This is a genomic window from Pseudomonas mandelii (genome assembly GCF_006438925.1).
Classification (GTDB): Bacteria; Pseudomonadota; Gammaproteobacteria; order Pseudomonadales; family Pseudomonadaceae; genus Aquipseudomonas; species Aquipseudomonas mandelii_C.
In genome coordinates this window covers 127029-140283 of the sequence record NZ_RCZA01000003.1, presented here as the reverse complement: position 1 = coordinate 140283, position 13255 = coordinate 127029, and the positions used below count along the sequence as shown (strand labels likewise).

Annotated in this window: 11 protein-coding genes and 1 tRNA gene; 2 read left to right on the top strand and 10 right to left on the bottom strand. The window is 59.0% G+C overall.

Going from position 1 to position 13255, the window contains the following annotated elements:
• The first annotated feature begins 1 nt into the window (after position 1).
• Positions 2 to 715 carry a heme-copper oxidase subunit III family protein gene (locus tag EAH74_RS07700; protein WP_140677437.1) on the top strand — a complete coding sequence of 238 codons (714 nt, stop codon included), beginning with the start codon at positions 2 to 4 and terminating at the stop codon, positions 713 to 715.
• A gap of 13 nt (positions 716 to 728) precedes the next feature.
• Positions 729 to 1046 carry a cytochrome C oxidase subunit IV family protein gene (locus tag EAH74_RS07695; protein ID WP_123366811.1) on the top strand — a complete coding sequence of 106 codons (318 nt, stop codon included), beginning with the start codon at positions 729 to 731 and terminating at the stop codon, positions 1044 to 1046.
• Between the two features lie 32 nt (positions 1047 to 1078).
• Here the strand turns inward: EAH74_RS07695 and EAH74_RS07690 are convergent, their stop codons facing one another.
• From EAH74_RS07690 to EAH74_RS07645, 10 genes are all read right to left on the bottom strand, one after another.
• Positions 1079 to 1639: a magnesium transporter gene (locus EAH74_RS07690; RefSeq protein WP_140677435.1), complete on the bottom strand. Its 561-nt coding sequence runs from the start codon at positions 1637 to 1639 to the stop codon at positions 1079 to 1081.
• Between the two features lie 293 nt (positions 1640 to 1932).
• A tRNA-Gly gene (locus EAH74_RS07685) sits at positions 1933 to 2006 on the bottom strand.
• A 181-nt stretch (positions 2007 to 2187) separates the two neighbouring features.
• Entirely contained in the window at positions 2188 to 3072 is an 885-nt protein-coding gene (locus tag EAH74_RS07680) for an alpha/beta fold hydrolase (RefSeq protein WP_140677433.1), read from the bottom strand.
• Positions 3073 to 3384: 312 nt separating this feature from the next.
• On the bottom strand, positions 3385 to 4077 hold the full coding sequence (locus tag EAH74_RS07675) for a pseudouridine synthase (protein ID WP_140677431.1): 693 nt from the start codon (positions 4075 to 4077) through the stop codon (positions 3385 to 3387).
• 56 nt (positions 4078 to 4133) lie between these two features.
• A complete protein-coding gene (locus EAH74_RS07670; protein WP_140677429.1) occupies positions 4134 to 4328 on the bottom strand; it encodes a cysteine-rich CWC family protein in 195 nt (64 codons plus the stop codon).
• 6 nt (positions 4329 to 4334) lie between these two features.
• The gene (locus EAH74_RS07665; RefSeq protein ID WP_140677427.1) at positions 4335 to 5822 is read right to left on the bottom strand and encodes a sensor domain-containing diguanylate cyclase; all 1488 of its coding nucleotides are present in this window, start codon (positions 5820 to 5822) and stop codon (positions 4335 to 4337) included.
• Between the two features lie 311 nt (positions 5823 to 6133).
• On the bottom strand, positions 6134 to 7912 hold the full coding sequence (gene atzF, locus EAH74_RS07660; protein WP_140677425.1) for an allophanate hydrolase: 1779 nt from the start codon (positions 7910 to 7912) through the stop codon (positions 6134 to 6136).
• A gap of 25 nt (positions 7913 to 7937) precedes the next feature.
• Positions 7938 to 11582, bottom strand: a complete 3645-nt coding sequence (gene uca, locus EAH74_RS07655; protein WP_140677423.1) for an urea carboxylase — start codon at positions 11580 to 11582, stop codon at positions 7938 to 7940.
• Positions 11583 to 11874: 292 nt separating this feature from the next.
• On the bottom strand, positions 11875 to 12516 hold the full coding sequence (locus tag EAH74_RS07650; protein ID WP_076030050.1) for an urea amidolyase associated protein UAAP2: 642 nt from the start codon (positions 12514 to 12516) through the stop codon (positions 11875 to 11877).
• Between the two features lie 11 nt (positions 12517 to 12527).
• On the bottom strand, positions 12528 to 13253 hold the full coding sequence (locus tag EAH74_RS07645) for an urea amidolyase associated protein UAAP1 (RefSeq protein WP_140677421.1): 726 nt from the start codon (positions 13251 to 13253) through the stop codon (positions 12528 to 12530).
• Positions 13254 to 13255: the final 2 nt, after the last annotated feature.

Here is a 13255-nt window from a genome sequence, read left to right as displayed (position 1 = left end):
CATGGCATCGCATTCACCCGCCCCAGGCGAGTCCAGTTCATCCAATCCCCCCAGCTTGCCGCCAGCAGCAGGATGGCAGGGCATCGCCAGCGACTGGTCCTCGGATAAGGAGGCTTTCAAGCAGGTCCCCTGGGGCAAGGCGATGATGTGGATATTCCTGCTCAGCGATACGTTTATATTCACCTGTTTTTTAACCGGCTACATGTCGGTACGCATGACCATCACCACCGCCTGGCCGAACCCCAGTGAAGTGTTCGCATTGACGATCGGCGGTAGAGAAATCCCGCTTATTCTGATCGCCATCATGACCTTTGTGCTGATCAGCAGCAGCGGCACCATGGCCATGGCAGTCAATTTCGCCTATCGCCATGATCGTGCGAAAACCACAGCCCTTATGCTGGCGACCGCTGCCTTGGGTGTGACCTTCGTCGGCATGCAGGCATTCGAATGGAGCAAGCTCATCGCAGAAGGGGTGCGTCCCTGGGGGAACCCTATGGGGGCGGCGCAATTTGGTGCGAGTTTTTTCATGATTACCGGTTTTCACGGGCTGCATGTGTCAATCGGCGCCATCTACCTCAGCATTGTGGCAATGAAAGTAATGCGGGGAGATTATGAGCGCTCCGGGAACTATCAGAACGTCGAGATAGCCGGGCTTTACTGGCACTTCGTGGATCTGGTGTGGGTGTTTATTTTTGCTTTCTTCTATTTATGGTAGAGGAGCACGGGTGATGGCACATGCTCAGGGTCAACAACATCCGATTAGTTTGTATCTCAAAATCTGGGGGCTGTTATTCGTCCTCAGTACGATGTCGTATCTTGTCGACTATTTTCACTTCCAAGGCTACCTCAGGTGGTCCCTGATTATTACTTTCATGTTGTTGAAGGCAGGTTTGATTGTCTCCATCTTCATGCATATGGCCTGGGAACGGTTGGCCATGGTCTACGCCATACTGGTGCCACCTTTGTGTTTGCTGGTACTCGTCGGACTGATGGCCACCGAGGCGGACTATGTTTTCCTCAGCCGGGTCATTTCCTTCGGCCAATAAGCAGCTTCCGGATGGCCTTCAGTCTCCAGGGGCTAACCCGATATCACTCGCTTGAACTGATGCCATTTGTGCTGCCAGGCCACTGTCCAGTGGGGGGCTGCGGTTCCCGTGCCGGCAATCTCCAGCGCTGGGTGATGTTCGATAACCCCGTCCAATACCGACTCCTGAGCCGGCTCGACATCTACGAAGAAAATATGTTTTCCCTCTCCTACCACCTGTTTAAAACTGCGGAAGTGAGTGTTTGGCACCTGAATACCAAAAAAACCGCCTTCCCAGATGCAGAAGCCACATACAACAATGGCAAGAAAGATAAAAGGCATCCAGCCTGCGGCGGATTCGGTCCAGCCCAGCCAATAGGCGCCGCCAAGAACCAGCGCCGCGAGTGGCACACCGATCACTGCACCAATTTCGCCAGAGCGAACAACATCCTGTTCCATTAACGAGTTAACTTCGTGAAGGTGATGTTGTTCAACATCGGCAACGTGTTGACTGAGCACATGAATTTGTTCGGAATTGATGCCGCTGGCTTCCAGTTCATTTTCAACGGCTTCAAGATCGTCGAGATTGTTGCTGATGTAATAGTGTCGATTCATGCCACACCTCCCATCTCGTGCTTGCCGTAGACCTCCTTTGTCTTGCAGCTGCCAGTCGAGATTTGCAGTCGGTATCAGTACCTGTGGGGAACGTTGTGCGCTTCATTCAAGCCATAAAAAAGTATAGCACTGCATATCATTCAGGCATGGGGATGGGAAGCATGCGGTCTGATGCTCCCGGCAGGTTCCCCGGCACCCTAAATTCTGGACATAAAAAAACCGGTCACAACGGACCGGTTTTTGTGTTCCTGCATCTCCCGTCAAAACCCTCCTGACGTGAGACCAAATTCGATTGGAGCGGGTGAAGGGAATCGAACCCTCGTTATCAGCTTGGGAAGCTGGAGTAATGCCATTATACGACACCCGCTCAGAGCGGCTGACTTTGTACCAGATGTGGGCGTAGAAATGAAGTTTTTCTTTGCGCGCGACGGCTTTAGCGCAGATGAAACAAAAGCAGAGACCGCATGACGATCTATCGCGGGCAAGCCTTGCTCCTACAGGAATGCATTCAACACTGTAGGGCGAAGCCTGCTCGCGATGACGCTGTTTCAAATGGCCAATGCATGTTGGTTCTGGACGTAGTGATAACGCGGTCGGCTTTCGTGTTGCGAAGGTTTCAGAAAGCCCAATAGTGCGTTGCGGCTGTCTCGGCAAGCTGCTTTGTGCTCCATGTCGAGAAAGTGGCCGGTGGCCTGCAGGGTGCTGAAGGTGGCGTCCTGCACGTGGTTGGCGAACAATCGGGCGCCGTCGGCAGCGGTGTACTCGTCCCATTCGCCGTTCATGAACAGCACCGGCACGTTGATTTTCTCCGCGGCTTTGAAGAAGCACTGGCGATCACTGTGCAGCAGATCGCTGATGTGGAAGTGCATCTGCCCGTATTCATGCTCGGCCAAAGAGCTGACGTGCCGATAATTGAAGCGCTTGAACAGCGTCGGAAGGTGTTTGCCAATGGTGCTGTTCACCAGGTTGCCGACCCGGTCACCGTCCCGGCTACCGAGGTAATCGATGCCGCGCTCGAGGTAGTCGAGCATGTGCGCGTTGATCTCCGGGGAGAACGAACTGATCACGGCTTTTTCGATGCGCCGTGGCTGGTGGGCCAGGGCGACCAGGGTCGCGGCGCCACCCCAGGAAAACGACAGCACGTGTTCGGCGGCGAAGTGGTCGATCAGCTCCAGGAGGATCTGCCCTTCGACTTCCTTGGTCAGCAATTTCTCGTGCAGGTTGTGGGCTTTCGACTTGCCCGCGTAGGGCTGGTCGTAGCAGACCACATTGAACTGCGGGTGAAGGTTTTTCACGGTTTGTGCAAACGACGCAGTCGTGGCCATCGAGCCGTTGACCAAAATAATGGTCTTCTCAGCGGCGTCTGCGCGATAGAACTCCGTGTAAACCCGATACTGACCCTGTATATCCAGCACAGCGATTTCAGGCCTCATGTCATAAGACTCCAAGCAAGCGGGTATGCGCGCAAATGAGATTGCACGAGCTTTGTGACAGGTAGGCATACGCCTGGAATTTTGGAGCCCATGTCGATCCAATGCAGGCCGGTCGACGGGTATTGTTATTGGAGGGCAGTCTGCCGGGGGAAAGCGGAACCTGAGGGTTCTCTACCGGCAAAAAGTTTCTTAGAAGTATGTTGTGACTCGTCGGTCACATTTCGGCCGACGTCCTGATTCAAGCAGGGGTCACGTCATCGCGCAAGTATCTTTGGCAAATTGTTCGACAACTTCTGCTGAGCGGTCGCCTGCTTAGAACAATTGAATCTCTTCAGTGCGTAATGCGCGGTACTCGCCCGGTTTCAGGGCACTGTCAAGCACCAGCGGGCCCATGCTTTCGCGGTGCAGGCGCAGCACCTTGTTGTCGAAATGGCCGAACATCCGCTTCACCTGGTGATAACGGCCCTCGACGATGCTCAGTCGTGCGGAGGTTGGTCCGAGTACGGCCAGCTCGGCGGGCTGGGTGGTGAGGTCTTCGAAGGCGAAGTACAGGCCTTCGATGAATTTCAATGCGTATTGCGGGCCAATCTCTTGCTCCGTCTCGACGTAGTAGACCTTGGGCAGTTTGGTTTGCGGCTGGGTCAGGCGTCGCGACCAGCTGCCATCATTGGTGATCAGCATCAGGCCGGTGGTGTTGAAGTCCAGGCGTCCGGCGATGTGCAGGTCCTCCTTGTCCGGCTCATGGATCAAGTCGAGCACGGTCGGGTGTTGCGGATCGCGGGTGGCACTGACGCAGCCGGGCGGTTTGTGCAGCATGAAGTAGCGTGCAGGCTTGCCGACTTGCAGCAGCTCATCGTCGATTTCCACGCGGCTGAATTCCAGTACGTCGGCGTGAGGGTCGCTGACGATGTTTCCGTCGATCCTGACGCGCTTTTCCACCAGTAACAGACGCACCTGCTTACGGTTGAAGCGCGGCAGGTTGCTGAGAAAACGGTCAATGCGCATGACGAGGGATCGGTAGGAATGGGGCGCGTATCTTACGTGATCGGTTGTGCGGTTGCTTACAGCTGCGCTTCGACTTGCGCGCAGCGTGGGCACAAACAGGATTTGTCGCGCAGTTCGGGCGGCAGCGCTTCGAGCACCGCCGGGTCGATGCTGACGCCATAGCACCAGCAGGCCCGATCGGCGGTTCGCGGGTCGGCCAGCGTGCAGTCGTTGGAGGCGCCGCACGCCGGGCAGAGGTCGGGTTTACTCATGTAGGGTTATGCATAACTGGAGTGAGGCATTTCCACGCAGGTGCGGTTACGGCCGGCTTGCTTGGCCCGGTACATCGCATGATCCGCTCTCGACAGCAGCGTGTGCAAGGTGTCATCCGTCTGCAAGGTGGTTAGGCCGATACTGACGGTCAGCTGCAAGGTCCGATCGTTGTAGGCATAACGCTGTTGCTCGACATGCTGACGAATTTTCTCGGCGATCATCAGACCTGTCTCACCATCAGTGTCCTTGAGCAACACGATAAATTCCTCCCCGCCCCAACGGCAGACGATGTCGGAGTGGCGCAGGCAACTCTCCAGATCCCGTGCAAAGCCGATCAGCACCTGATCGCCGGCAAGGTGACCGTAGGTGTCGTTCAACGCCTTGAAATGGTCCAGATCCAGCAGCAACGCGGTCAGCGGTTTGGGCTCGCGCTGGGCTTCGTGCATGGCTTGCGCCGCCAACAGGTCGAAACCGCGGCGGTTTGGCAACTCGGTCAGGCTGTCGAGGACCGCCTGGGCCTGGATCTTGCCCTGGTAGCGCTTGATCACCCGGTTGAGCAGGACCAGCACGATCAGCGTGACGATCAGGCAGATCAGCAGGTTGAGGTACAGCGATTGGCGGATCTCACTGAGGGCGCCGTCTTCGCGTTTGTCGACGAACAAGTACCAGTTCAGCTCCGGAATGAAACGCACATTGAGGAAATGTCCCTGGCCCCGGACGGAATATTCGTAGCTACCGCTGTGAGGTTTGGGCAGTTGGCTGACCAGGTCCTTCATGCTGTCGAGCTCGCCGAGGGTCCGCCCGATCCGCGCGCCTTCTGGGCCACCCTCGGCGCCCGTCAGTACCAGGCGCCCGAAGTTGTCGACGAAAAACACGCTGCGTTGATAACGCTGCTGATACTTGTCGATCAGCTTGATCACCGCATCCACCGTCAGACCGACACCCGCCGCGCCGATGAAACGGTTGTTGTAGTCGTAGACCTTGTAGTTGATGAAGAAGGTCAGGTTGTCCTTGTTGGCAAGGTCCGGGTCGACATTGATCTCGTAGGGATCGGCCATGTCTCGTACGCGGAAATACCACGCATCGCGGGGTTCAGTGGCTTTGACCTGTTTGAGCACGCCCTTGGCGTGGTAGTAGGTCAGGCTGGTGTTGGAAACGAAAAATGCGGTGTAGGCGCCATAGTGGGTCATGACCTCGTTGAGATAGCGGGTCATTTTTTCGGGATCCAGCTCGCCGTTTACCACCCAGTCACGCATGAAGGTGTCGCGGGACATCATCGAGGAAATCAGGATCGGTCTGACGAGGTCTTTCTGGATTTCCGAGTAGACCGTGTCCGACGTCAGCGGCAGTTCGGTGTTGATGATGTTGTCGCGGATCGACGCTCGCGAGGCGTAGTAACTGAGGAAGGATGTGGCGAGAAAGCCTGCGCCCAGCAACGCGATCAGCGTGAGGACCAACGAACGTTGCGAATACAGCGGCGAGCGAAGCGGCATGACGATTCCGTTGGCAGTGACCCGATGGCAGGCATTCTAATGGCACTGCCGGGAAATAACTGCTGCATTTGTGGGGGGAATGGCTGGCGATTTGAATGTCTTGATATGGAGCCGTGCTCTCGGGCAGATCGACCCCTCACCCCAGCCCTCTCCCCAAGGGGGAGAGGGGGAGAGGGGGAAAGGGAGCCGAACTTCACGCTTTTCAAAACTTGAGTTCGACTCAATATCTGAGGTCGATGTAACTCGAAAGAACACCTCGGTCAGTCCCCTCTCCCACCGGGAGAGGGTTAGGGGGAGGGGGCGATTCCGGCTCAGACACGAGTCTCAAGATACGCACGCCATCCACCAAGGTAACTAATATCCACCGCCCCCTCCAAGCCATACGCCTCACAAATAAACCCACTCTCCCAACGCCCATCCGCCAATTGCACCTTGCCCAACCCTAGTGGCGCCGGAATACCGGTCAGAAAAGAACCCAGCTCATGGCTCGGCAATTCCCAAACCTCGACGGCAATCGCCACCCCCCCGTCCTTCACGCGAACCATCCCGGGACGAAACGGCGGGCCGCCGGCCAAGGCATACAGTTGATAGTCCGGCGAGCTGAACGTCGTCTCGACCCGTCGAGCCCCGCGCTGCCTCAATTGCCAATTCAGCGCCAACCCATCCAGATGCGCGCCACACACCACCAATCGCGCGCGATCATTGCGTGCGACAGCCGACGGAACCGGTGTCGCCAAACCTTGCTGGCGCTGCAAGGCATCCGCCACGCTCAACAAATACTGATCAGTAAACGCCCGCCCGAACAACGTCACGCCCCAAGGCAAACCATTGCCCATGAAACCGCTGGGCACGGCGACGGCGGCGTAATCGAGCAGGTTCATGAAGTTGGTGTAGTAGCCCAGTTCCGAATTGCGCAGCACCGGCTCGGCGTCCAGTTCCGCCAGCGTGACGGGGCGGCCGATGGTGGGTGTGAGCACGCAGTCGAGACCGTCCAGCGCCTGGTCGCACAGGGATTTCAGGGCTTGCAGCCGGTACTGGGCGCGGAAAGTTTGCACGCCGTTCACCGCTGGAGCCTTGGCCAGCACCGCGCGAATCACCGGCAGTACGGCTTCAGGGTTTTGCTCCATCAATTCGCCAGCGACGCTGTAGCGCTCAGCCACCCACGGCCCTTCATAGAGCAAACGCGCCGCTTCAAGGAACGGTGAAAAATCCAGCTCCACGGCGTCACCACCCAAAGCCTTGAGCTGATCGATGGCATCACCGAACAACAACGGGCCTTCAGGGCAGCCGAAGAACTCCAGATCCTGAGCGCGCGGCACGCCAAAGCGGAAGGGGCGAGGCGCACCAAACGCCGAGCCGTCATTCCACAACGGATTGCTGCGGCTGTATTCATCGCGGGGATCAAGGTGCGCAGTGAGCGCGAGCAACTGACTGGCTTCCCGAGCAGTCGCGGTGAACGTGGTCACGCAATCGAGGGTGCGGCAGGCCGGAACCACACCGGCCGTGGAGATCAACCCTTTGCTGGCTTTCAACCCCACCAGATTGTTCAGCGCCGCCGGCACACGCCCGGAGCCCGCCGTGTCCGTACCCAGGGAAAAACTCGCCACGCCGAGCGCCACCGCCAGTGAAGACCCGGCGCTGGAACCGCCCGATGGATACTCCGGCAACACGCTGTTTGGGCACGCGCCATAGGGTGAGCGACTGCCGTTAAGCCCAGTGGCGAATTGATCAAGATTGGTCTTGCCCAACGGAATCGCCCCCAGCGCCAGCAATTGCTCGACGATGGTCGCCGAACGTTCGGGCACGTAGGCAAACGCCGGGCACGCAGCGGTCGTCGGAATGCCCGCCAGGTCAATGTTGTCCTTGATTGCGAACGGCACGCCGAACAGCGGAAGGCTTTCAATGTCACGACCGTCGAGTGCCGCGAGGTACGGTTCCAGTTCTTCAACACTGAGCAAGTGGATGAACAGGTGATAGTCCGGGTTCAACGCCGCGGCTTTATCGCGCAGGCTCAGCAGCAGTTCACGGGGCGTGATGTTGCCGATGCGATAAGCGCTGCGCAGGGCGTCGAGTTGCAGATTGATGTTCATGGCGTTAATCCTTTTAAAAATGGGTTCACTCAAGTTCCAGCACCACGACACGCTGTCCGGCGCGCACGGCCGAACCCGGTTGCACACGAATCTCGCGTACCACTCCGGCCGTGGGTGCGAGCAATGGGATTTCCATCTTCATCGACTCCAGAATCACCAGCACATCACCCGCGGCGACCCGGCTGCCGGTTTCAACCTGAACCTGCCAAAGGTTGCCGGCGATGTGGCTGTCGACGCTCTGTTGACCGCTGGCCAGCGGTGCGTCGTCGGTCACTTCCGGGACAAGTTCTTCACTGTCGAAATGCGCCTGGCCACTGGCAATCCAGCGCTCGCGTTCGGCGTTGAACGCGCCTTTTTGCTGATCGCGAAACGCGGAAATGCTCTCGGCTTCCTTCGTCAGGAAGGCTTGGTAATCCGCCAGATTCAACTGACTGTGCTCGATGTTCAGATCGAATCGCCCGAGGGGGAAATCCCGTCGAATGCGCAGCAGTTCATCGGCACTGACCGGGTAGAAACGGATCTGATCGAAGAAGCGCAGCAGCCACGGTTTGCCATCGAATGCGGCGACCTCACGGTAGCGATTCCACATCTGCAAGGTGCGGCCGACGAACTGATAACCGCCGGGGCCTTCCATGCCGTACACGCACATGTAAGCACCACCGATGCCCACCGAGTTTTCCGCGGTCCAGGTGCGGGCCGGGTTGTATTTAGTGGTCACCAGACGATGACGCGGATCGAGCGGCGTGGCGACCGGCGCACCGAGGTAGACATCGCCCAGGCCCATCACCAGGTAGCTGGCGTCGAACACCGTGCGCTGCACTTCGTCGAGGTTTGGCAGGTCGTTGATGCGGCGGATGAACTCCAGATTGCTTGGGCACCACGGGGCGTCCTTGCGCACGGTGGTCATGTATTTTTCGATCGCCAACTGGCAGGCCGGGTCGTCCCAGGACAGCGGCAGATGGACGATGCGCGAGGGCACTTGCAGGTCCTTGGCGGCGCACACGGCGTCCCATTCGCCAGCGACGATGCAGAGCAGATCGGCCAGCGGCAGTTGTTCGGGTTGGTAGTGCACCTGCAGCGAGCGGATGCCGGGTGTCAGGTCGATGACGCCGTGCAGGTTTTGGCTTTCCAGGGCTTGCATCAAGGCGTGGGCTCGGAAGCGCAAGACGAGGTCCAACTCAGGTGCACCGATTTCCAGCAGTAGATGAGTGTCCCCCGACAGTCTCGCGACCAGCCGCGTATCCCCCTGACCCAAATCCAACACCACAGGCGACACAAGTCCCTGTGGGAGCGAGCTTGCTCGCGATAGTGGTGTATCAGTCACATCAATGCTGGATGTGCCGACGTCATCGCGAGCAAGCTCGCTCCCACATTGATTCCATTTCAAGGCGAGAGTGCGGGCGGTCTTGAGATCGACTGGGAGGAACTGCACCTTATCCCCCGCCTTAAGCTGCCCCAGCTGCCAGAGGTCGGCTTCGATCACCGTCACCGGGCAGACAAACCCGCCGAGGCTAGGGCCGTCGGGACCGAGGATTACCGGCATGTCACCGGTGAAATCCACCGCACCAATGGCGTACGGATTGTCATGAATATTCGACGGATGCAGACCCGCCTCGCCACCATCGGCACGCACCCATTCAGGCTTCGGCCCGATCAACCGCACACCGGTTCGGCTGGAGTTGAAATGTACTTCCCACTGGGTGGCGAAGAAGGTGCCAATGTAGTTTTCGGTGAAATATTCCGGCGCACCATGAGGGCCGTAGATCACCCGGATTTGCCGCACGGTGGACAACTCGGTGACCTGTTCTACAGGCAGTTGAAGACCGGTGCTGCGATCGCTCAAAGCAAGGACATGCAACACGTCGCCAGCCCGCAACGCACGACCACCATGCCCACCAAACTGGCCGAGGGTGAAGGTGCTTTTGCTGCCCAGATAATCCGGTACTTGCAGGCCACCGCGCAGGCTCAGATAGCTGCGGGCGCCTGCACCGGCAATTGTGCCAAGGCTCAAAGTAGCGCCCGCCGGTACGAGCAAAGCAGTGTTCATGGGCACCACTTCACCATTAAGGGTCAGTGGAATCACTGCCCCGGTCACCGCCACCACAGCGTCGCAATTGAAGCGCAGCAGCGGCCCGCTCATGGTGATTTCCAGTGCCGCAGCGCCTTCGTCGTTACCCAGCAAAAGGTTGCCCAAACGCAACGCACGACTGTCCATCGGCCCTGACGGCGGCACGCCCACGGCCCAGTAACCGAGGCGGCCGGGATAGTCCTGAACGCTGGTTTGAGTCCCGGCGCTGAGCACTTCAAACGTGTTGGCCTGATACACCAGACCTTCCAGGCAACGGGTCCACGGCTGACCGCTGGCGAAGGGCACATCGAGCAGAATCTGTCGCAAATAATCGCGATTGGTTTCCACCCCGTAGAGCTGGCTGTCGCCCAGCGCTTGATGCAGGTCGGCAGCGGCTTCTTCGCGGGTCGGCGCCCAACTGATGACCTTGGCGATCATCGGATCGAAATACGGTGGAATCTCGCAACCGGCCTCGACCCACGTGTCGATGCGCAGGTGTTTGCCATCGGCGGCAGGGAAGTTCACGGCGGTCAGCAACCCCGGGCTCGGCTGAGAATCGCGCCCCGGATCTTCGGCATAAAGCCGCGCCTGAATCGCATGGCCGCAGGCTTTCAAGCCTTGGCTCAACTCGCTCAACGGCGTCAAATCACCTGCCGCCAGTTCAACCATCCAGCGCACCAGATCCACGCCCCAGACTTGCTCGGTGACGCCGTGCTCCACCTGCAAACGGGTGTTCACTTCGAGAAAGTAGAAACGCTGAGCCTCGCTGTCGAAGACGAACTCAACGGTGCCGGCGCTGCGGTAATTCACCGCTTTCGCCAGTTTGATCGCCGCTGCACACAGCTCTTCGGCCATGCCTTCAGGCAGGTTCGGAGCCGGGGTTTCTTCGAGGACTTTCTGGTTGCGCCGCTGCACTGAACAGTCGCGCACGCCGAGGGCAATGACTTCGCCCTGGCCGTCGCCGAACACCTGGACTTCCAGGTGGCGGGCGTGCTGGATGTACTTCTCGATGAACACCCCGGCGTCGCTGAAGTTGTTCTGGCCGAGGCGTTTGACGGCTTCAAAGGATTCGCTCAACTCGGCCGCACTGCGACACACGCGCATGCCGATGCCGCCGCCGCCGGCGGTGCTTTTGAGCATCACCGGGTAGCCGACCTGTTCGCCGGCAATCAGCGCTGCGTCGAGGCTGTCGAGCAACTCGGTGCCTTCGAGCATCGGCACGCCGTGTTGCTTGGCCAAGGCGCGGGCGGTGTGCTTGAGGCCGAACACTCTCAGCTGCTCTGGCGTCGGGCCGATGAAGGCGATGTTGGCGGCTTCGCAGGCTTCGGCGAACGCGGCGTTTTCCGAGAGAAAACCGTAGCCCGGATGGATCGCCGTGGCGCCGGTGGATTTGGCGATGTTGAGGATTTTTTCGACGGCCAGATAGGTGCCGGCGGCTGCGCCTTCGCCGAGGCTGTGGGCTTCATCGGCCTGCAAGATGTGCAAACTGGCGGCATCGGCTTCGGAGTAAACGGCAACGCCCTGGACCTGCAACTCACGCAGGGTACGCAGGATGCGACAGGCTATGGCGCCACGGTTGGCAATCAGGACTTTTTCGAACATGGCATAACCCCCGGAGGCGATAGCGCATCAGCCTCGACCTGGGATGCGGGCCGTCCCGCAGTTTTTTGAGATGCACCCGGGCCGTCCCGGATGGCTGACGTTCACTCGATCCCTGTAGGAGCTGCCGAAGGCTGCAATCTTTTGATCTTGATCTTTTAGGGATCAAGGGAGATCACAAGCAAAATCAAAAGATCGCAGCCTTCGTCAGCTCCTACACGGAGTGGTCACTTAATGCACTGGCCGGAACGGCTCTGGCACAACGCAAACAACCATCTACGCAACCGCACGAATTTCAGTTCCATACCAGCAGCTCCGCAGGGGTGGGGTTGTAGGCGTTGCACGGGTTGTTCAGTTGCGGGCAGTTGGAGATCAGCACGATCACGTCCATCTCGGCCCGCAGGTCGACGTATTTGCCCGGCGCCGAAATGCCGTCTTCAAAGGTCAGCCCGCCATCCGCCGTGACCGGTACGTTCATGAAGAAGTTGATGTTCGGCCCGATGTCGCCCTTGCCCAGTCGCCCGTCGTGAACGCAGGCGCGCAGGTAGTTATCGCGGCAGCTGTGCATGTAGCGTTTCTCCAATGCGTAACGCACGGTGTTGCTCTCTTGTGCACACGCACCGCCGAGGGTGTCGTGACGGCCGCAGGTGTCGGCGACGATGGTCAGCATCGGTTTTCCGAGGTTGGAATAGAGCACGCTGCCAGTGCTCAGGTAGACGCTGTTCTGCCGGCGCAACGTGCGCTGCACGTCATAGCGTTCCTTTGGATTAGCGACGCTGTAGAACAAGGTGTCGACCGCTTGGTTGCCTTCCAGGTCGAGGATGCGCAAGGTCTGGCCGGCCTTGACCTCCATCAGCCACGGTTCCCCGGCGGGGATGGTGGCGCGGTAGATCGCGGTTTCGGGCAGCTGTTGAGCGGTAGCGATGGCGAGTGACATGGCAGCGATCCTCAGGCGAACAGACGGTCGGTGTTGATGAAGCCGCGCTCGTTTTCCGGGCGTGAGGTGCGGCAGTGTTCGGCGACGCTGGCGTCAGCGTTCATCCAGCTGAGTTTCAGCGGTTTTGGTGCGTACTCGGGCGAAGGGTCCATCGGATGTTGCAACGCGGTGAGCACCACCAGCGTGTCCATCGGCGCATACAACTCGATGTAGTCAGCGGCCTTGGAATTGCCTTCGACGAAATGAAAACGCCCGGCCTCATCGACGTTCACCCGGCTGAACAGGTTGAGCGTCATCAGCAAATCGGACAGGCCCAAACCCCACTTACCCAGCTCCACCAACAGGTTGTCGGTGCCGTTGCGGAAGAAGCCGTTGCGCAGTTCCTGATAGCGGCCCTGGCCGTATTTTTCTGCGACCTCTTCAGCGCAGAGCACACCGCCGAGGCTGTCGCTCCAGCCGCAGGTGTCCGCAGTAATGGCGGCCAGCACGCGGCCCATGTCCGAGTACAAACAGTGACCTGCGGTGAGCTTGGCGGTGTGTTGGCATTTGAGGCTGTCGGGCAGGTTCAGGCGTTCGGTTTTCTCATTGGCGTTGAGCAGCGTCAGGCTGACATTGGCACCCCCGCGCAGGTCGGTCAGGCGCAGCAGTTGGCCGCGTTTCAGAACGAAGGAACGATGGCCGCCACCGGGGAGCATTTCTTCGGCGAAGGGCGGGAACAGTTGGGTCGAATCAGTCATGT